The sequence below is a fragment of the Cupriavidus sp. 01L415 genome, from assembly GCF_056400065.1.
Window position 1 is genome coordinate 35,576 of record NZ_JBFTSP010000020.1, and the last position, 19,207, is coordinate 54,782.

General features: G+C 66.0%; 15 protein-coding genes. 7 read left to right on the plus strand and 8 right to left on the minus strand.

The window, feature by feature from the left end; genetic code table 11:
- The first annotated feature begins 115 nt into the window (after positions 1-115).
- Both AC1DOX_RS22720 and AC1DOX_RS22725 read left to right on the plus strand, forming a co-directional pair.
- Positions 116-1,102 (plus strand): homoserine kinase, encoded by a 987-nt coding sequence (locus AC1DOX_RS22720; protein ID WP_092134752.1) that lies wholly within the window; start codon positions 116-118, stop codon positions 1,100-1,102.
- A 6-nt stretch (positions 1,103-1,108) separates the two neighbouring features.
- On the plus strand, positions 1,109-1,906 hold the full coding sequence (locus tag AC1DOX_RS22725; RefSeq protein ID WP_092134753.1) for a BPSS1780 family membrane protein: 798 nt from the start codon (positions 1,109-1,111) through the stop codon (positions 1,904-1,906).
- A 67-nt stretch (positions 1,907-1,973) separates the two neighbouring features.
- Here AC1DOX_RS22725 and AC1DOX_RS22730 read toward each other — a convergent pair whose 3' ends face one another.
- Complete coding sequence (locus tag AC1DOX_RS22730) at positions 1,974-4,346, minus strand: UvrD-helicase domain-containing protein (protein ID WP_441617346.1); 2,373 nt, start codon at positions 4,344-4,346, stop codon at positions 1,974-1,976.
- Positions 4,347-4,559: 213 nt separating this feature from the next.
- On the opposite strand from AC1DOX_RS22730, the gene AC1DOX_RS22735 reads away from it, so the two are divergent.
- Together AC1DOX_RS22735 and galU are read left to right on the plus strand one after the other, a co-directional pair.
- Positions 4,560-7,427 (plus strand): valine--tRNA ligase, encoded by a 2,868-nt coding sequence (locus AC1DOX_RS22735; RefSeq protein WP_441617344.1) that lies wholly within the window; start codon positions 4,560-4,562, stop codon positions 7,425-7,427.
- A gap of 186 nt (positions 7,428-7,613) precedes the next feature.
- A complete protein-coding gene (gene galU, locus AC1DOX_RS22740; RefSeq protein WP_441617342.1) occupies positions 7,614-8,483 on the plus strand; it encodes a UTP--glucose-1-phosphate uridylyltransferase GalU in 870 nt (289 codons plus the stop codon).
- 72 nt (positions 8,484-8,555) lie between these two features.
- On the opposite strand, the gene AC1DOX_RS22745 is transcribed toward galU, so the two are convergent.
- The 6 genes from AC1DOX_RS22745 to AC1DOX_RS22770 all read right to left on the minus strand — a co-directional run bounded on the left by AC1DOX_RS22745 (position 8,556) and on the right by AC1DOX_RS22770 (position 12,928).
- Positions 8,556-8,783: a sulfurtransferase TusA family protein gene (locus tag AC1DOX_RS22745; RefSeq protein ID WP_092134760.1), complete on the minus strand. Its 228-nt coding sequence runs from the start codon at positions 8,781-8,783 to the stop codon at positions 8,556-8,558.
- A 13-nt stretch (positions 8,784-8,796) separates the two neighbouring features.
- On the minus strand, positions 8,797-9,393 hold the full coding sequence (locus tag AC1DOX_RS22750) for an NUDIX domain-containing protein (RefSeq protein ID WP_092134761.1): 597 nt from the start codon (positions 9,391-9,393) through the stop codon (positions 8,797-8,799).
- Positions 9,394-9,491: 98 nt separating this feature from the next.
- On the minus strand, positions 9,492-10,523 hold the full coding sequence (locus AC1DOX_RS22755; RefSeq protein ID WP_441617340.1) for a threonine aldolase family protein: 1,032 nt from the start codon (positions 10,521-10,523) through the stop codon (positions 9,492-9,494).
- Positions 10,524-10,582: 59 nt separating this feature from the next.
- Positions 10,583-10,771 carry a 4-oxalocrotonate tautomerase gene (locus AC1DOX_RS22760; RefSeq protein WP_092134765.1) on the minus strand — a complete coding sequence of 63 codons (189 nt, stop codon included), beginning with the start codon at positions 10,769-10,771 and terminating at the stop codon, positions 10,583-10,585.
- Positions 10,772-10,822: 51 nt separating this feature from the next.
- Positions 10,823-11,596, minus strand: coding sequence for a class II aldolase/adducin family protein (locus AC1DOX_RS22765; RefSeq protein WP_441617338.1), 774 nt, complete (start codon positions 11,594-11,596; stop codon positions 10,823-10,825).
- Between the two features lie 90 nt (positions 11,597-11,686).
- Entirely contained in the window at positions 11,687-12,928 is a 1,242-nt protein-coding gene (locus AC1DOX_RS22770; protein WP_441617336.1) for a YbfB/YjiJ family MFS transporter, read from the minus strand.
- Between the two features lie 132 nt (positions 12,929-13,060).
- On the opposite strand from AC1DOX_RS22770, the gene AC1DOX_RS22775 reads away from it, so the two are divergent.
- The 3 genes from AC1DOX_RS22775 (at position 13,061) to AC1DOX_RS22785 (ending at position 16,280) form a co-directional block, all read left to right on the plus strand.
- On the plus strand, positions 13,061-13,945 hold the full coding sequence (locus tag AC1DOX_RS22775; protein WP_441617334.1) for a LysR family transcriptional regulator: 885 nt from the start codon (positions 13,061-13,063) through the stop codon (positions 13,943-13,945).
- A gap of 99 nt (positions 13,946-14,044) precedes the next feature.
- Positions 14,045-15,514, plus strand: a complete 1,470-nt coding sequence (locus tag AC1DOX_RS22780) for an NfeD family protein (RefSeq protein WP_441617332.1) — start codon at positions 14,045-14,047, stop codon at positions 15,512-15,514.
- A gap of 1 nt (position 15,515) precedes the next feature.
- Positions 15,516-16,280, plus strand: a complete 765-nt coding sequence (locus AC1DOX_RS22785; RefSeq protein WP_092134769.1) for a slipin family protein — start codon at positions 15,516-15,518, stop codon at positions 16,278-16,280.
- Between the two features lie 96 nt (positions 16,281-16,376).
- Here AC1DOX_RS22785 and alaS read toward each other — a convergent pair whose 3' ends face one another.
- Entirely contained in the window at positions 16,377-19,001 is a 2,625-nt protein-coding gene (alaS, locus tag AC1DOX_RS22790; protein WP_441617329.1) for an alanine--tRNA ligase, read from the minus strand.
- Positions 19,002-19,207 lie beyond the last annotated feature (206 nt).

Consider the following 19,207-nt stretch of genomic DNA (forward strand, 5'->3'; position numbering starts at 1 on the left):
GGCCCCAGGCCTCGCTGGATCGCGCCGGCCCTCCGGCAGTCATGCCGCCGCGGCGGATCGCTTTTGCCAAACCGGCTACCGGCCCGCCGCGCCCGAATCGCACCAATAAAACAGTATGGCCGTATTCACCACGGTCTCGCAGGACGAGATCGCCCGCTGGCTGCTTGACTACGATCTTGGCGAAGTGCGCGCACTGCGCGGCATTGCCTCCGGGATCGAGAACAGCAACTTCTTTCTGACCATGGAGCAGGGTGGCGTCACGCGCGAGTACGTGCTGACCATCTTCGAGCGGCTGACGTTTGACCAGCTGCCGTACTACCTGCACCTGATGGCTCACCTGGCGCGCCACGACATCAGCGTGCCGGCACCAATCCCCGCACGCGACGGCGAGATCCTGCGCGCGCTGAAGGGCAAGCCGGCGACGATCGTCACACGCCTGCCGGGTGCCTCGCAGCTGGCGCCGCAGCCGGGCCACTGCGCCGAAGTCGGCGCGATGCTGGCCCGCATGCATCTGGCCGGCCAGGACTACCCGCGTCAGCAGCCCAACCTACGCAGCCTGGCCTGGTGGCGCCAGACCGAGCCCGAGATCACGCCGTTCCTGGACGCTGGCCAGCGCAACCTGCTGGCCAACGAGATCGCGCACCAGACCGCGTTCTTCGCCGGCGCCGACTACGCCGCGCTGCCGGGCGGCCCGTGCCATTGCGACCTGTTCCGCGACAACGTGCTGTTCGATGCCGACGGCACCTCCGGGCACAAGCTGGGTGGCTTCTTCGATTTCTACTTCGCCGGCAACGACAAGTGGCTGTTCGACCTGGCCGTGACCGTCAACGACTGGTGCATCGACCTGCCGACCGGCACGCTGGACCGCGACCGTGCGCAGGCCATGCTGCGGGCTTATCATGCCGTGCGGCCGCTCACCGCCGTCGAGTCCGCGCACTGGCAGGACATGCTGCGCGCGGGCGCGTTGCGCTTCTGGGTTTCGCGCCTGTGGGACTTTTTCCTGCCGCGCGAAGCCGACATGCTGCAGCCGCACGATCCGACCCACTTCGAACGCATCCTGCGCCGTCGCATCGACGACGCGGCGACGCTCCCCTGGATCTGATTTCCCATGCAACTACTGGAAGTTTCCGCCAAGGAAGGCTACGTCTGGTTTCGACAGGGTATCTGGCTCTTCCGCAAGAACCCGCTTGCATTCCTGATGCTGCTGTTCATCTACCTGATCGCCGCGCAACTGGCGATCTTCGTGCCGCTGTTTGGCATCATCGCGTTGCTGGTGGTGACACCCGGCCTGTCGGTTGGCGTCATGACGGCATGCCGCGAGGTGATCCAGAACAAGCGCGTGATGCCAACCGTGTTGCTGGCGGGGTTCCGCACCAACGGCAAGCAGGCCACGCGCAACCTGCTGGTGCTGGGCGGCATCTATGCGGCGCTGGTGTTCACGTTGAGCTTTGTCGCGACGACCGTGGTCGATATCGGCACGCTGGCACCGATCGTGCTCAAGGGCGAGGAGCCGTCCGCCGAGGCAATCCGGCAGCTCTATTACGCCCTGCTGATTGGCGCGCTGTTATATACGCCGATTGCGATGATGTTCTGGTTCGCGCCGCTGCTGTCGGCGTGGCACAGCGTGCCGCCGGTCAAGGCGCTGTTCTTCAGCTGGACCGCATGCTGGCGCAACCGTGGCGCGTTCTTCACGTATGCCGTGCTGTTTGCGATGCTGCTGGTGGCGATTCCGCTGTTCCTTGAAGCGGTGTTCGCGGCGTTCGGCGCGGAGACGGTGCTGTCGTTCCTGGTGACGCCGTACTCGCTGCTGATGCTGGCGATCCTGTATTGCTCGTTCTACGCCACGTATCGTGGCTGTTTCAACATCGTGCCTGCCGAGGAATCGGCCGAAGCCCCGCAAGGCTGATACAGGACCGATATCCCTCCGGCGCGCGCGGGTGCCTCCCGGCGCGCGCCCGGGCCCATCTCCCCGGTCAGTCGATCGGATCGAGCTTGGCCACCGACAGCGCCAGCCACTTGGCGCCATGCCGCTTGAAGTTGATGTTGGCGCGCGCATCGGCGCCCTCGCCTTCCATCGCCGTGATCTTGCCTTCCCCGAACTTGTTGTGGAATACGTTCTGGCCAACCCGGAGCCCGGTTTCGGCCGCGCGTTTCTGCTCGGCGTAGGTCTTGCCGGTATCCATGCCGCCGGTCGGCTTCGTCCCCGTGTATGGCACGTCCTCCGGCTTCCTGAACCAGTCGCGGCCCCAGGCGCTTTCACGCTCCGATGACGGGCGGCGGGCACCGCCGCCGCCGTACGTGCCATAGCTCTGGGCCTGCGGCGTGATCCACTTCAGCGACGTCTCGGGCAGTTCCTCGAAGAAGCGCGAGCGGATGTGGTAGCGCATCTGGCCGTGCAGCACGCGGCTCTGGGCGAACGACATATACAGGCGCTCCCGCGCGCGCGTGATGGCCACATACATCAGCCGGCGCTCTTCCTCCAGGCCATCGGCCTCCATCGCACTGTTCTCATGCGGGAACAGACCCTCCTCGAGCCCGGTGATGAACACCGCGTTGAATTCGAGCCCCTTGGCGGCGTGCACGGTCATCATCTGCACGGCATCCTGTCCGGCCTGCGCCTGGTTGTCGCCGGCTTCCAGCGACGCGTGCGTCAGGAACGCGACCAGCGGCGTCATCACCACCGGCAGTTGCTCGGGGTCCAGCACCTGCTGCGCCTGGTCGCCGTCGGCAAGCACCGGCGGGGCATCGCCCACGCGGTTCGCCGGCAGCACGCTGGCCAGCGCCTCGAGCCCGTAGCCCTCTTCCACCACGAACGCCTGCGCGGCGGTCACCAGTTCCTGCAAGTTCTCGATGCGGTCCTGGCCTTCTTTTTCGGTCTGGTAGTGCGTGATCAGGCCGCTGGTATTCGTCACGTACTCGACGGTCTCCGCCAGCGTCATGCGCCGGGTCTCGGCGCGCATCTGCTCGATCAGGCGGATGAACGCACCCAGCGAGCTGCCGCCCTTGCCCGGCACATACGCCACCGCCTCGGCCAGCGAGCAGTTGTACTGGCGTGCCGCGTCCTGCAGCAGTTCCAGGGTTCGCGCGCCAATGCCGCGCGTGGGGAAGTTGACCACGCGGCCAAAGGAGGCGTCGTTGCGCGGGTTCTCGATCAGTTGCAGGTACGCCAGCGCGTGCTTCACTTCGGCGCGCTCGAAGAAGCGCAGGCCGCCGTACACGCGATAGGGAATGCCCGACGAGAACAACGCATGCTCGATCACGCGCGACTGGGCGTTGCTGCGATACAGGATCGCGATTTCCGAGCGCTGCATGCCCTGGGCGATCTGGTCGCGGATTTCTTCGACGATCCACGAAGCCTCCTGCCCGTCCGTGCCGGCCTGGAACACGCGCACCAACTCGCCATGGCCGGCATCGGTGCGCAGGTTCTTCCCGAGCCGCCGCGCGTTATGCGAAATCAGGTGATTGGCCGAATCGAGAATGTGACCATGCGAGCGATAGTTCTGCTCCAGCTTGATCATGTGGCGCACACGGAATTCCTGCTCGAAATCACGCATGTTGCCCACGTTGGCGCCACGGAACGCATAGATGCTCTGGTCGTCGTCCCCGACGGCAAAGACCGATGCCGTATTGCCCGTGCCATAGCCGGCCAGCAGCTTGAGCCACTGGTACTGCAGCACGTTGGTGTCCTGGAACTCATCCACCAGCACGTGGCGGAAGCGGTGCTGGTAGTGCTGCCGGATCGCGTCGTTGTAGCGCAGCAGCTCGTAGCAGCGCAGCAGCAGTTCGGCAAAGTCGACCACGCCCTCGCGCTGGCACTGCTGGTCGTACGCAGCGTACAGGTCGACGAAGCGGCGGTTGAAGTCGTCGTTGGCCTCCACGTCCGCCGGGCGCAGGCCCTGTTCCTTGGCGTTGTTGATGAAGTACTGGAGATTCTTGGCCGGGTACTTCTCGTCGTCCACGTTCAAGGACTTGAGCAGGCGCTTCAGCGCCGACAACTGGTCCTGCGAATCGAGGATGGCGAAGGTCTGGGGCAGCCCGGCGTCGCGGAAGTGCGCGCGCAGCATCCGGTTGCACAGCCCGTGGAAGGTGCCGATCCACATGCCGCGCGTGTTGATCGGCAACATGGACGACAGGCGGGTCTGCATCTCCTTGGCCGCCTTGTTGGTAAAGGTGACCGCCAGGATGCCGGCCGGCGAGACGCGCCCGTTCTGGATCAGCCAAGCGATCCGGGTGGTCAGCACGCGGGTCTTGCCGCTGCCCGCCCCCGCCAGGATCAGGGCCGGCTCGTCAGGTAATGTGACGGCGGCGAGTTGTTCGGCATTGAGATTGGCGAGCAGGCTGGACATCGGGAGAGGGCCGGGAGGAATGGCGGCAATTATACCGGCGGGCCATGGCCCGCATCGGCAACGAGGTGGCCCTTCCGGCGCGCGCGCAAGCAGGAAATGCGCACCGGCACCCCGCCTCCCCTATAATTTGATGTTTTCCCGGCCCGATGCCGCGGCGCGCCGATTTCCGCCTGCCGGCCACCGCCCTGACACGCATACCTCCACATCCCCAGCATGACCGCAGAAGACCAGTCCCTTGCCAAGAGCTTCGAACCCGCCGCCATCGAGGCGAAATGGGGCCCAGAGTGGGAGCGCCGCGGCATTGCCCAGCCCACGTTCGACCCCGATCGCCCCGACTTCGCGATCCAGCTGCCGCCGCCGAATGTGACCGGCACGCTGCACATGGGCCATGCGTTCAACCAGACCATCATGGACGGCCTGACGCGCCACGCCCGGATGCGCGGCGCCAACACGCTGTGGCTGCCCGGCACCGACCACGCCGGCATCGCCACCCAGATCGTGGTGGAGCGCCAGCTCGAGTCGCAGGGCGTGTCCCGCCATGACCTCGGCCGCGAGAAATTCACCGAGAAGGTCTGGGCCTGGAAGGAAGAGTCCGGCTCCACCATCACGCGCCAGGTGCGCCGGATGGGTGCGTCGATCGACTGGACGCGCGAATACTTCACGATGTCGCCCGAGATGTCGAAGGCGGTGACCGAGGTCTTCGTCCGCCTGCATGAGCAGGGGCTGATCTATCGCGGCAAGCGGCTGGTCAACTGGGACCCGGTGCTGGGCACGGCCGTGTCCGACCTGGAAGTGGACAGCATCGAGGAAGAAGGCTCGCTCTGGCACATCCACTACCCGCTGGCCGAACCGGATACCGTGCGCGGCCTGACCCACCTGACCGTGGCCACCACGCGGCCGGAAACCATGCTCGGCGACACCGCCGTGATGGTTCATCCCGAAGACGAGCGCTACGCGCACCTGATCGGCAAATTCGTGCACCTGCCGCTGACCGGCCGCACGATTCCGGTCATCGCCGATGAATACGTGGACCGCGAGTTCGGCACCGGCGTGGTCAAGGTGACCCCGGGCCACGACTTCAACGACTACGCGGTGGGCCAGCGCCACAACCTGCCGCAACTGTCGATCCTGACGCTCGACGCGAAGGTCGTGGCCGACGCGCCGGCAGCCTACGCCGGCATGGACCGCTTCGACGCGCGCAAGAAGATGGTCGACGACCTGCAGGCACAGGGCCTGCTGGGCGAGATCAAGAAGCACAAGCTGATGGTGCCGCGCAGCGAGCGCACCGGCAGCGTGATCGAGCCGATGCTGACCGACCAGTGGTTCGTCGCCATGAGCAAGCCGGCGCCGGAAGGCACCTACTTCCCGGGCCGCTCGATCGCCGAGGTGGCGCTGGACGCCGTGCAGAGCGGCGAGATCAAGCTGGTGCCGGAAAACTGGAACAGCACGTATAACCAGTGGCTAGCCAACATCCAGGACTGGTGTATCAGCCGCCAGCTGTGGTGGGGCCACCAGATCCCGGCGTGGTACGACGATGCGGGCCACTGCTTCGTTGCCCGCACCGAGGAAGAGGCAAAGGCCAAGGCCCAGGCCGCCGGCAGCACCGGCGCGCTGCGTCGCGAGGAAGACGTGCTCGACACGTGGTTCTCGTCGGCGCTGGTACCGTTCTCGTCGCTGGGCTGGCCGGAAGAGACGCCCGAGATGCAGCACTTCCTGCCCTCGTCGGTGCTGGTGACCGGCTACGACATCATCTTCTTCTGGGTGGCGCGCATGGTCATGATGACCAAGCACTTCACCGGCAAGGTCCCGTTCCACACTGTGTATGTACACGGCCTGGTGCGCGATTCCGAAGGCAAGAAGATGAGCAAGTCCGAGGGCAACACGCTGGACCCCGTGGACCTGATCGACGGCATCGAGCTGGAGCCGCTGCTGAAGAAGCGTTCCACGGGCCTGCGCCGTCCGAAGGATGCCCCGCGCATCGAGGCCAAGACGAAGAAGGAATTCCCGAACGGCATTCCCGCGTTTGGCGCCGACGCGCTGCGCTTCACGTTTGCCTCGCTGGCCACGCTGGGCCGCAACATCAATTTCGATACCGGCCGCTGCGAGGGCTATCGCAACTTCTGCAACAAGCTCTGGAACGCCACGCGCTTCGTGCTCATGAACACCGAGGGCCATGACTGCGGCATGGGCCCGTGCAACAACGATTGCGGCCCGGACGGCTACCTGCACTTCTCGCAGGCCGACCGCTGGATCGTGTCGCTGCTGCAGCGCGTGGAAGCGGAAGTCGAAAAGGGCTTCGACGAGTACCGCTTCGACAACATCGCCAACGCGATCTACAAGTTCGTCTGGGACGAATACTGCGACTGGTATCTGGAACTGGCCAAGGTGCAGATCCAGACCGGCACGGAAGCGCAACAGCGCGCCACGCGCCGCACGCTGCTGCGCGTGCTGGAGACCGTGCTGCGCCTGGCCCACCCGATCATCCCGTTCATCACCGAGGAACTGTGGCAGAAGGTGGCCCCGCTGGCCGGCCGTGCCAAGGGTGACGGCAGCGAGTCCCTGGCGCTGCAGGCCTACCCGCTGCCCGCCGTGGCCAAGATCGATGAAGCCGCCGAAGCCTGGGTGGCCCAGCTCAAGGCCGTGGTGGACGCCGCCCGCAACCTGCGCGGCGAGATGAACATCTCCCCGGCCCAGCGGATTCCGTTGTACGCCCACGGCGACAGCGCCTTCCTGAAGGAAGCGGCGGCGCAAGTGCAGGCGCTGGCGAAACTTTCCGAGGTCAAGGTGTTCGAAGATGATGCCACCCTTCAGAAGGAGGGGGCTGGGGCGCCGGTTGCCATCGTCGGCGGCAATCACCTGCTGTTGAAGATCGAAATCGACGTCGCGGCCGAGCGTGTGCGCCTCTCCAAGGAAGTCGAGCGGATCAGCGCCGAAATCGGCAAATGCCGTGGCAAGTTGTCCAACGAGAGCTTCGTGGCAAAGGCGCCGCCGGCCGTGGTGGCGCAGGAGACGCAGCGTTTGTCGGATTTCGAACAGACGCTGGCCAAGCTGCAGGGTCAACTACAGCGTCTGCCGGCCTGACGGGCCCTGTACGCCGCTGCCTGACCGGCACGGAAGTTGCGGGGCTGGTTGTAACGGGCCGTGTTAGCTTCCGGCGCGGTCAGACAGCGATTCCGGACCCGGCCGCCCGCCGGGTCGGACGGAACCGGACAGACGGCGCCCTCACCATACGGCACGGTATTACACCGGATAGAAAAGGAATCTGAAATGGAAAACCGCGTCACCAAGGCCGTCTTTCCCGTCGCCGGTCTCGGCACCCGTTTCCTCCCCGCAACCAAGGCAAGTCCCAAGGAAATGCTGCCGGTGGTGGACAAGCCACTGATCCAGTACGCCGTGGAAGAAGCCATGGCCGCAGGCATCACCGAAATGATCTTCGTGACCGGCCGCTCCAAGCGCGCCATCGAGGATCACTTCGACAAGGCCTATGAGCTGGAAATGGAGTTGGAAGCCAAGAACAAGCGGGCCCTGCTCGATGTGGTCCGCTCGATCAAGCCGGCAAACGTGGAGTGCTACTACGTGCGCCAGCCCGAGGCGCTTGGCCTGGGCCACGCGGTGCTGTGCGCCGCCAAGCTGGTGGGCGACACGCCGTTCGCGGTCATGCTGGCCGATGACTTGCTGGATGGCGACGTGCCGGTCATGAAGCAGATGGTGGATGTCTACAACCACTACAACTGCTCGGTGCTCGGCGTGGAAGAAATCGCGCCCGAACAGAGCCGGTCCTACGGCGTGGTCGATGGCCGCGAGTGGGACGAGCGCGTGATCAAGATGTCCGCCATCGTGGAAAAGCCAGCGCCCGAGGACGCGCCGTCCAACCTGGGCGTGGTCGGCCGCTACATCCTGACGCCCCGCATCTTCGATCACATCCGCGAGCTGAAGCCCGGCGCTGGCGGCGAGTTCCAGCTGACGGACGCCATCCAGTCGATGCTGGGCCAGGAGCAGGTGCTCGCTTACCGCTACAACGGCGTGCGCTACGACTGCGGCAGCAAGCTCGGATACCTCAAGGCGACCGTCGAGTTTGCCCTGAAGCACCCGGAAGTACGTGACGAGTTCCGCGCTTATCTGGCGCATCGCGGGTAAGCGCCGCAAGCCGGAAACGAAAAAGCCGCCTCATACGCGAGGCGGCTTTTTCTTTGCCCGGAGGCGCGGGCTTCAGCGGCGCTTCATGTAGAACACGAATACCTTGTCCACTTCCGCGTGCGACAGCAGCTCATTGCCGGTCTGCTTGGCGAACGCCTGGAAATCACGCGTTGCGCCCGGGTCGGTCGCCAGCACCTTGAGCACGTCGCCGCTGGCCATGTCCGCCAGCGCCTTCTTGGTCCGCAGGATCGGCAGCGGGCAGTTCAGTCCGCGCGCATCCACTTCTTTCTGGAAGTCCATTCCTCTCATCCCACTATTTTTGGTCGATGCCGTATTGTAACGAAGCCCCGACCTGGCTGAAGTCAGTCGGCCGGCGTGGGTCGGGAATGTCTTCCCCCGTCGCCCGGTCGAAAAACTGCACCGGCAGGCCGCGCCGCTCCAGGAAGTCCGCCACGGCAAACCCGGTGCCGGCGTTCCAGATCCGCATCTTTTCCGGCGCCACCAGCTTGTATTCCGCCAGTTCCTCCGACAGTTCGATCCGCCCCGTCGCCTTGACGTGATAGGCGATGATCAGCTCGTTCTTGCGCATGAATTCGTAGACGCCGATCAGCGACGCGGAAACGGTGTCGAGGTTGGTTTCCTCTTTCAGCTCGCGCGCGACGCCCAGTTCCGGCGTCTCGTCGCGCTCCATGAAACCCGTCACCAGCGCGAACATCTTCTCCGGCCAGGCCGCGTTGCGGGCCAGCAGGATCTTGTCCTCATACTCCACCACGGCCGCCAGCACGGGCAGCGGGTTGTTCCAGTGCACAAAGCCACAGCCATCCTGCACGCAGGCATGACGCCAGCGCCCTGACATCGGCAAATGCTCCAGCGGCGAGCCGCACCGGGGGCAGAATCGGTAGGGTTCCATCGAGGGCTCCTGGGCGTCTGTCGCGCCCGTTCAGGTTCGATATTCAAGGTCGATCGTCTGGAGCGATCGTTCCTCCGATCGCCCGTTCGATCGCTACGTCAGCGGGTACAGGCGGCGCGGATGTCCGCGGCAAACACCTCCACCGTCTGTGGCTGCAGGTCCCACGAACACATCAGGCGGCATCCGCCCGCGCCGATGAACGTGTAGAACAACCAGCCTTTCGCGCGCAACGCTTCAATCGCCGGCAGCGGCAGTTCGGCGAAGACCGCATTCGACTCCGTCGGAAACATGATCCGCACACCGGGGATATCGACGATGCGCTGATGCAGCAACTGCGCCATCGCGTTGGCATGGCGCGCATTGGCCAGCCACACGTCGTTTTCCAGCATGCCCAGCCAGGGCGCCGAAATGAAGCGCATCTTCGACGCCAACTGGCCGGCCTGCTTCACGCGGTACGCAAAGTCTTCCGCCAGGCGCCGGTCGAAGAACACCACGGCCTCCCCCACCGGCAAGCCGTTCTTGGTTCCGCCGAAGCACAGCACGTCCACGCCGGCGCGCCATGTGATTTCCGACGGATGCACGCCCAGCGACGCCACCGCATTGGCAAAGCGCGCGCCATCCATATGCACGCGCAATTGCCGGCGCTTGGCGATGGCGGCAATCGCCCGCACCTCTTCCACGGTGTAGACCGTGCCGACTTCCGTCGTCTGGGTCAGCGACACCACGCGGGGCTTCGGGTAGTGGATGTCAGTGCGGCGCGTGACCAGCGCCTCCACGGCATCGGGCGTCAGCTTGCCGTTCTCGCCCGGCGCCGTCAGCAGCTTGGAGCCGTTCGAGAAGAACTCCGGACCGCCGCATTCGTCGGTCTCGATATGGGCCAGTTCGTGGCAGATCACCGAGTGATACGACTGGCACAGCGACGACAGCGCCAGCGAATTGGCCGCCGTGCCGTTGAAAACGAAGAAGACCTCGCAATCGGTCTGGAACAGGTCGCGAATGCGATCACAGACCTTTTGCGTCCAGGTGTCGTCGCCGTAGGCCTTTTCGTGGCCGCTCGCGTTGGCTTCCAGGAAATACTTGAGCGATTCCGGGCAGAAGCCGGCGTAGTTGTCAGAGGCGAAATGCTGCATGGCGGGAGGCGGCGAAGAACGTGGAAGGCGGGCCAGCGTGGTGAACTGGCGCGGATGGCTTACTTCTTGTCGATCCAGAGTTCGCCGCCGGTGGACCAGTTCTCGCGCTTGATATCGGTAATGATGATATCCACGGCCGACGCGGAACATCCAAGCGTCTCGCAGGTGACGCGGGTCACTTCCTCGACCAGCTTGCGCTTCTGCTCGACCGTGCGGCCTTCGAACATCTCGACGTGAAACGTGGGCATTTCTCGTGACTCCTTTGGTTTTTGCGGGTGCTCTGTCAGAAAACCGGGTATTCAGTCCCGGTAGGAGGGATCGATTCTATCGAGTTTGCGCAATAGCGAGGGCCATTCCATCTCGCCCTCCACGGCGCCGTTGTCGTAGAGCTGCAGCGACGTCTTGTCCACCACGGCCGCCAGCGGCTGCACGGTGGCGCTGCCAAGCTGTGCGCCAAGCTGGATCTCGCACGCCTTGATGAGCGTTGCCATCAGCACGTGGGCTTCCGCCACGGTGCGCCCCACGGTCAGCGTGCCGTGGTTGCGCAGCAGCATCGCGGGATGGTCGCCGAGCGACGCGGTGAGCCGCGCCCCCTCGGCCGGCGTGAACGCCAGGCCCTCGTAGTCGTGATAGCCGATACGGCCGTGAAAGCGCATCGCGTGCTGCGACAGCGGCAGCAGCCCCTCCGCCTGCGCGGACACCGCGATACCCGCCGTGTTGTGCAGGTGCATGACGCAATGGGCGTCGGCGCGTGCTGCATGCACGGCGGCGTGTAGCGCGAAACCGGTGACATTGACGGGATGTACGGTCTCGCCGACCACCTCGCCGCGGCCGTTGATCTTGACGAGATCGGACGCGCGGATCTCGTCGAAGGCAAACCCGAACGGGTTGATCAGGAAGTGGTCCGGCTCGCCGGGGACGGTGGCCGAGATGTGGGTGTAGATCAGGTCATCCCAGCGTTCCAGCGCTGCCAGCCGATAGGCGGCGGCCAGGTCGACGCGCACGCGCGCTTCCTCGGCGCTGATGGGAAGAGCCGGGCCCGCGGCACGCCCGGGCTGCAAGGCAAAAGACATGGGGACGCATTCTCCGCACGCCGCCCTGCAGCGCCGGTGCGGATGTACCCCGGTCGAGTGAGCGGCGAAGCCAATACTGTAGCGCAGTCCTCAGCGCGAGGTGGCCGCCCGCACCGGCATCGCACGCCACATCCACAGGTAGATCAGGGCCCCGACCAGCAACGCCGCGGCCGCCACGACAAGCGATGCGGCAAATCCGCCGGTGCGCGCCACCAGCGCCGTCGCCAGCGGTGGCCCGGCAATCTGGCCGAGGGCGTAGGCGGCGGTCATCAGGCCGATCAGCTTTGGCGCGCAGGCGCCCCAGAGCCGGCGCGCCTCACGCATCGCAAACGACACCAGCGCCGTGAACGGCAGCCCAACCAGGAGGCTGCTCAGGGCGAATCCGGCGACCGTCGGCCAGACCGCGGCCACGCCCACGCCGATGGCCTGCACCGTGTACAGGATCATCATCATGCGTCGGTTGTCGTGATGCATGCCGACGCGCGTGGCCAGCCAGGCGCCGACCGCCACGCCGGCGCCGAGGATCGGCCAGAACAGGTCCGCCCAGACCGTGCCGGGCATCGCCTGCCGCGCAATCACTGGCAGGAAGGTGGCGGTGATGATGTAGCCAAAGCCTGCCAGCCCGTACGCCAGGGTCAGCGCCCAGGTTTCCAGGTTGAGCTCGGGTGTGACAACCGACGTGGCCGGCGTGGCGGCCACCGGCTGGCCGGATGCCGCATGCGCGGCGGGGGCCGGCGATCCGAACACGCGCCAGACCGCCGCCAGCATCACGGCGCCGAGTACCGTAAAGGCGATCCAGCCCCAGTTGGCCAGCCAGTGCTCGCCCACCATGCCGAAGACCGACACGCCCGTGACCACGATGCCAATGCCCGGTCCGCAGAACATGATCCCGCCCAGCGTCGGATGACCGAGTTCGGCGAGCCGCTGCATGCACCACGCGGTGGCGTAGACCATCACCACCGCGCTGGCGGCGCCGGCAATCGTGCGCCACGTCAGCCAGGCCGGCATGCCGCCGGGCAGCGCCATGGCCAGCGTCAGGACGACCGTCAGCACCAGCGACCCGCGCACGATCCGCACGGGATCGGGGCGGATGAACAGGCACAGCAGCGCGCCCAGCAGGTAGCCGATGTAGTTCATCGTGGCCAGCGCGCCGCCCTCGGCCAGCGTCACGGAGCCGTCGTGCAGCATCATCGGCAACAACGGCGTAAAGGCAAACCGACCGATGCCCATGGCCAGTGCCAGCGAGACAAAGCCGGCCATGGCCACGGCCCACGGGCCGGCGGTTGGCCGGGCAACGCACCCGGCGGGGAGATCGATATTCACGAGAGACATGGAGGAACCCGCACCTTGCAACGAGGCGCCTTGGCTGAACGGTTGAGTTTCCCCTATGCTATGCCGCAAACCCCATCACGGATAATGAATTATCGAGATGCCTTTCATCTCAATTTGAGAAAGGAGACTGCCATGGACCTGGCGGCGCTGGAAATCTTTCGCACTGTCGTGGAGGCTGGCGGCATCACACGCGCCGCCGCACGGCTGCATCGCGTGCAATCCAATGTGACCACCCGGATACGCCAGCTCGAGCAATCGCTGGGGGTGGACCTGTTCGTGCGGGACGGCAAACGCATGGTGCTGACGCCGGCCGGCCAGACGCTGTTCGACTATGCGCGCCGGATCCTGCAATTGTCCGACGAGGCGCGGCACGCCGTGCAGCCGGCACGCCCGCACGGCCGGCTGCGGATTGCGTCGATGGAGAGCACCGCCGCCAGCCGGCTGCCCACCGTGCTGGCGGCCTACCACCAGGCGTGGCCGGAGGTGGAACTGGAACTCGTGACATTGTCCACGCGCGAGTCGCTGGACGCGCTGCAGCGCTTCGAGGTGGACTGCGCATTCGTGGCCGAGCCGCTCGGCAATCCGGACCTGGTCAGCCGCCCGGGCTTCGAGGAGGAACTGGTGATCATCGCCAGCGCCCAGCATCCGCCGATCCGCACGCCCGAGGACATCGAGCGCCCCACCCTGCTCGCCTTCGACTCCGGCTGCAACTACCGCACGCGTTTCGAACACTGGTACAGCCAATACAGCAATGCGGCGCGACGCGTGATCCAGCTTGGGTCGTACCACGCCATCGTGACCTGCGCGGCGGCGGGCATCGGCGTGGCGATCGTGCCGCGCTCCGTGCTGGCGCTCTACCGCAATCTGCCGCAGATCAGCATCCATCCGCTCGGGGAAGCGGGCCGCGTGACGACGGTGCTGGCATGGCATCCCGCCATGACCAGCGCGGCGCTGACCGCACTTGCCGACATGCTGCCGAACATCGTGGCGACGGATATCGCACGCGAAGCGGCCTGACGCGGGCCGCCGGCGCACGCAGCACAGCGTGCAATATGTGGCCGGTCGCCTACACTGAAAGTGGCGTCACCACGGCATATCCCGTGGCGACGTCCTGCCATGACACTCGCCCTTGCGTTGATACGGTCGTTGGCCCGCCGGCTGGCTGCGCCCTGGCCCGCCTGCCTTCTGATGATCCTGGCGATGGCGGGGCCGCTCGTGGCGCTGGCGCAAACCGTGACCCCGTCGGCCGGGAATTCCGCTGCAACGTCCGCCACCGCACCCGCCACACCTCCCGTCTATGTCATTCCGGTCAAGGGTGCGATCGGCCCCGCCAGCGCCAGCTTTGCCGTGCGCGGCATGGCGCTGGCCCAGAAACAAGGCGCGCAACTGATCGTGCTGGAAATGGACACGCCGGGCGGGCTCGACGTGTCCATGCGCGACATCATCCAGGCCATCCTCGCGTCGCCGGTGCCGGTGGCCACTTACGTATTCCCGGGTGGCGCGCGGGCGGCCAGCGCCGGCACCTACATCCTCTACGCCAGCCACATCGCCGCCATGGCGCCCGGCACCAACCTGGGCGCGGCCAGTCCCGTGCAGATTGGCGTTGGCGGGCCCAAGCCCGAAGCCGCCCCGGCCCCCGCTTCCGCCCCGGCCAGCGCGCCGCCGGAGGACACCATGGCACGCAAGCAGATGCACGACGCGTCCGCGTATATCCGCGGCCTGGCGCAACTGCGCCACCGCAATGCCGAATGGGGCGAGCGGGCCGTGCGCGAGGCGGTGAGCCTGTCGGCCGAAGAGGCCGTGACCCAGCGTGTGGCGGACCTCGTGGCGGCGGACCTGCCGACGCTGCTGCGGCAAGTGGACGGCAAACGCGTGGAAGCCGCAGGCGCCGCGCGCGTGCTGCGCACCGCGAACGCCCCCGTGGTGACCCTGGAACCCGACTGGCGCAGCCGGTTCCTGGCCGTCATCACCGAGCCCAGCGTCGCGCTGATCCTGATGATGATCGGCATCTACGGGCTGATCTTCGAATTCTCCACGCCGGGCATGGTAGTGCCGGGCATCGCGGGGGCGATCTGCCTGTTGCTGGGTCTGTTCGCGCTGCAGATGCTGCCCGTCAACTACGCGGGGCTGGCGCTGATCGCGCTGGGTGTCGGCTGCATGGTGGCGGAGATGTTCCTGCCGACGTTCGGCGCGCTCGGCGTGGGCGGGATCATCGCATTTGCCTTCGGCGCGGTGATGCTCATCGATACCGATGTGCCCGGCTTTGGCGTGCCGTTGTCGCTGATCGGCGCGCTGTCGGGTATCTCCGCCATCTTCCTCTTCGGCATGTCCGCGCTGCTGCTGCGCTCGCGGCGGCGGCCGGTCGTCAGTGGCGCGGATACCCTGCTCGGCACCGTGTGCATCGTGATCGACGACACGCAGGCCGACGGCTGGGCCATGGTGCGAGGCGAGCAATGGCGCATCCACAGCACCGTGCCGCTGGCGCGCGGCCAGCAGGTGCGCGTGACGGCGCGGCGTGGGCTGGTGCTGGACGTGATGGCCAGCGACGCCGGCTTTGCAACTTCCCCCCACAACAAGGGAGCCTGACATGGCATTCGGATTCAGTTTCGGTGGCCTGATCTTCCTGCTCGTCCTGCTGGTCGTGGCCGCGTTCCGCGTGCTGCGCGAGTATGAGCGCGGCGTCGTCTTCATGCTCGGCCGGTTCTGGCGCGTCAAGGGGCCCGGGCTGGTACTGCTCATTCCTGCGGTCCAGCAGATGGTGCGCGTGGATCTGCGGACCGTCGTGTTCGATGTGCCGCCGCAGGACGTGATCTCGCATGACAACGTGTCGGTCAAGGTCAATGCGGTGGTGTACTTCCGCGTGGTGGACCCGGAGCGCGCGATCATCCAGGTGGCGAATTTCATGGAGGCGACCAGCCAGCTCGCGCAGACCACGCTGCGTTCCGTGCTGGGCAAGCATGAACTCGATGAAATGCTCGCCGAGCGCGAGAAGCTGAACCTCGACATCCAGAAGGTGCTGGACGCGCAGACCGATGCGTGGGGCATCAAGGTGTCGAACGTCGAGATCAAGCATGTGGACCTGAACGAATCGATGATCCGGGCGATCGCGCGCCAGGCCGAGGCGGAACGCGAACGCCGCGCCAAGATCATTCACGCGGAGGGAGAGTTGCAGGCTTCCGTGAAGCTGCTGGAGGCCGCGCAAATGCTCGCCCAGCAACCTCAGGCGATGCAACTGCGCTACTTGCAGACGCTGACGCAGATCGCCGGGGACAAGAGCTCGACGATCGTGTTTCCGTTGCCGATGGACCTGTTGAGCGGCCTGGCGGCCGTCGTCGGAAAGCGCGAGGTTTGATGCAGGAACGACGGAAGTAAGAACGAGGGATGCAAAGAGAAGGGATGCAAAAACAAGGGGCGCCGAAGCGCCCCTTGTCATGCGTGGATCAAGGCATCAGACCTTGGTCGCCACCCATTCGCTGACGCCGGCCAGCGCCTTCGGCAGATTGGCCGGCTCGGTGCCGCCCGCCTGCGCCATGTCCGGACGGCCGCCACCCTTGCCGCCCACCTGCTGGGCCACGAAGTTGACGAGATCGCCAGCCTTCACCTTCGACGTCGCGTCGGCGGTCACGCCAGCAATCAGGCTGACCTTGCCGTCGGCCACGGCGCCCAGCACGATGGCCGCGCTCTGGAGCTTGTCCTTGAGCTTGTCCATCGTCTCGCGCAGCGTCTTCACATCGGCGCCGTCGAGCTGGGCCGCCAGCACCTTGAGGCCCTTGACGTCCACCGCCTGCGCGGCCAGCTCATCGCCCTGCGACGACGCCAGCTTGCTCTTGAGCTTCTCCAGTTCCTTCTCCAGCGCGCGGACCTGGTCCTGCACCTGGCCAATACGCGGCACCAGTTCCGAAGGCTGGGCGCGCAGCGCGGCAGCGGCTTCGTTCAGGCGCGCGTCCAGCGCCTGCAGGTAGTGCAGCGCGTTGTCGCCGGTGATGGCTTCCACGCGGCGGATGCCGGCGGCTACGCCCGCTTCCACCACGATCTTGAACAGGCCGATATCGCCGGTGCGCGACACGTGCGTGCCGCCACACAGCTCCTTCGACGTCCCGATCGACAGCACGCGCACATCGTCGGCGTACTTCTCGCCGAACAGCGCCATCGCGCCGCCCTTCACCGCGTCATCGAACGGCATGACCTCGGCACGGGTGGCCTCATTGCGCAGGATCTCGGCGTTGACGATCTCTTCCACCTGGCGGATCTGCTCGTCCGTCAGCGCCGCGTTGTGCGAGAAGTCGAAACGCGTCTTGTCGGCATCGACCAGCGAACCCTTCTGCTGCACGTGCGTGCCCAGCACCTCACGCAGGGCCTTGTGCATCAGGTGGGTCGCCGAGTGGTTGCGCACGGTGCGCGCACGGCGGTTGGCATCCACCTGCGCGGCAAGCGTGTCGCCGACCTTCAGCGGACCGTTCGTCAGCGTGCCCTGATGGCCGAAGACTTCGTTCTGGATCTTGGTCGTGTCGGTCACGCTGAACACCGCCGGACCCGACACCAGCGTGCCCTGGTCGCCCACCTGGCCACCGGACTCGGCATAGAACGGCGTGTTGTCCAGGACGACGACGCCGGTCTGGCCCGGCTGCATCGTGTCGACGGCGGCGCCATCCACGTACAGGGCCGTCACGCGCGCGCGCTCGACGCCCAGCGAATCGTAGCCGTGGAACACGGTCTTGTCGCCCGTGTACTCGAGGCCGGCCGCCATCTTGAACTTGCCGGCAGCGCGGGCCTGCTCGCGCTGGCGGGTCATCGCGGCGTCAAACGCGGTCTCGTCGACCGTGATTTCCTGCTCGCGCGCCACGTCCTGCGTCAGGTCCAGCGGGAAGCCGAACGTGTCGTGCAGCTTGAACGCCAGTTCGCCGTCCAGCACCTTGCCACCGCGCGTCTTCAGCTCGGCCACGGCGGCGTCGAGGATCGACATGCCGTTCTCGATGGTCTCGAAGAAGCGCTCTTCCTCGGCCTTCAGCACTTCCACCACGCGCGTCTGCGCCTCGGCCAGTTCCGGATAGGCCTGGCCCATCTGCGCTACCAGGTCCGGCACCATCTTGTGGAAGAACGGCCTCTTCTGGCCCAGCTTGTAGCCGTGGCGGATGGCGCGGCGCACGATCCGGCGCAGCACGTAGCCGCGCCCTTCGTTGCCGGGAATCACGCCGTCGACGATCAGGAACGAGCAGGCGCGGATGTGGTCGGCAATGACCTTCAGCGAATTCTGGTTCAGGTTGTCGATGTGGGTCTCGCGGCCAGCAGCCTTGATGAGTGCCTGGAACAGGTCGATCTCATAGTTGCTGTGCACGTGCTGCAGCACCGCGGCAATACGCTCCAGGCCCATGCCGGTGTCCACGCACGGCTTGGGCAGCGGCGTCATGTTGCCCTGCTCGTCGCGGTTGAACTGCATGAACACCAGGTTCCAGATTTCGATGTAGCGGTCGCCGTCTTCCTCCGGCGATCCCGGGGGGCCGCCCCACACTTCCGGGCCGTGGTCGTAGAAGATTTCCGAGCACGGGCCGCACGGGCCGGTGTCGGCCATCTGCCAGAAGTTGTCGGACGCGTAGCGCGCGCCCTTGTTGTCGCCGATGCGCACGATGCGCTCGGCCGGCACGCCCACTTCCTTGGCCCAGATGTCATAGGCCTCGTCGTCTTCGGCGTAGACCGTGACCCACAGCTTGTCGGCGGGAAGCTGGTAGACCTTGGTCAGCAGCTCCCAGGCGTACTGGATGGCTTCGCGCTTGAAGTAGTCGCCAAACGAGAAATTGCCGAGCATCTCGAAGAACGTGTGGTGGCGAGCCGTATAGCCCACATTCTCGAGGTCGTTGTGCTTGCCGCCGGCGCGGACCGAGCGCTGGGACGACGTGGCGCGCGTGTAGGGACGCTTGTCGGTGCCCAGGAACACGTCCTTGAACTGCACCATGCCCGAATTGGTGAACAGCAGCGTCGGGTCGTTCGCCGGCACCAGGCTGGACGAGCGGACCACGGAATGGCCCTTCGACTCGAAGTACTGCAGGAACTTGCTGCGAATGTCGGAGACTTTCATGTTATATCGGGCGCCTCCCGCGTCGTGGCAGGGCGCAGTCAGTCAGGTTGGATTTGCAAACCGTTGATTATACGGGCAAGCCCCGCCCCGGGGCAGTCTCGCGGGCGGCCCGTGTCCGCCCGGCAGCCGCCGGACAGCCGGCCGGTGGCGGGACGGCGGCCGGGTGAGCGACGATTGGCCGGCTATCGCCCACGGATGCCCCACCG

Coding starts and splice junctions, on each gene's coding strand:
- AC1DOX_RS22770 (WP_441617336.1), bottom strand. CDS start 12,928: ATGTCTCTCGTGAATATCGATCTCCCCGCCGGGTGCGTTGCCCGGCCA.
- AC1DOX_RS22735 (WP_441617344.1), top strand. CDS start 4,560: ATGACCGCAGAAGACCAGTCCCTTGCCAAGAGCTTCGAACCCGCCGCC.
- AC1DOX_RS22720 (WP_092134752.1), top strand. CDS start 116: ATGGCCGTATTCACCACGGTCTCGCAGGACGAGATCGCCCGCTGGCTG.
- galU (WP_441617342.1), top strand. CDS start 7,614: ATGGAAAACCGCGTCACCAAGGCCGTCTTTCCCGTCGCCGGTCTCGGC.
- AC1DOX_RS22745 (WP_092134760.1), bottom strand. CDS start 8,783: ATGGACTTCCAGAAAGAAGTGGATGCGCGCGGACTGAACTGCCCGCTG.
- AC1DOX_RS22760 (WP_092134765.1), bottom strand. CDS start 10,771: ATGCCCACGTTTCACGTCGAGATGTTCGAAGGCCGCACGGTCGAGCAG.
- AC1DOX_RS22725 (WP_092134753.1), top strand. CDS start 1,109: ATGCAACTACTGGAAGTTTCCGCCAAGGAAGGCTACGTCTGGTTTCGA.
- AC1DOX_RS22785 (WP_092134769.1), top strand. CDS start 15,516: ATGGCATTCGGATTCAGTTTCGGTGGCCTGATCTTCCTGCTCGTCCTG.
- AC1DOX_RS22780 (WP_441617332.1), top strand. CDS start 14,045: ATGACACTCGCCCTTGCGTTGATACGGTCGTTGGCCCGCCGGCTGGCT.
- AC1DOX_RS22765 (WP_441617338.1), bottom strand. CDS start 11,596: ATGTCTTTTGCCTTGCAGCCCGGGCGTGCCGCGGGCCCGGCTCTTCCC.
- AC1DOX_RS22730 (WP_441617346.1), bottom strand. CDS start 4,346: ATGTCCAGCCTGCTCGCCAATCTCAATGCCGAACAACTCGCCGCCGTC.
- AC1DOX_RS22775 (WP_441617334.1), top strand. CDS start 13,061: ATGGACCTGGCGGCGCTGGAAATCTTTCGCACTGTCGTGGAGGCTGGC.
- AC1DOX_RS22750 (WP_092134761.1), bottom strand. CDS start 9,393: ATGGAACCCTACCGATTCTGCCCCCGGTGCGGCTCGCCGCTGGAGCAT.
- alaS (WP_441617329.1), bottom strand. CDS start 19,001: ATGAAAGTCTCCGACATTCGCAGCAAGTTCCTGCAGTACTTCGAGTCG.
- AC1DOX_RS22755 (WP_441617340.1), bottom strand. CDS start 10,523: ATGCAGCATTTCGCCTCTGACAACTACGCCGGCTTCTGCCCGGAATCG.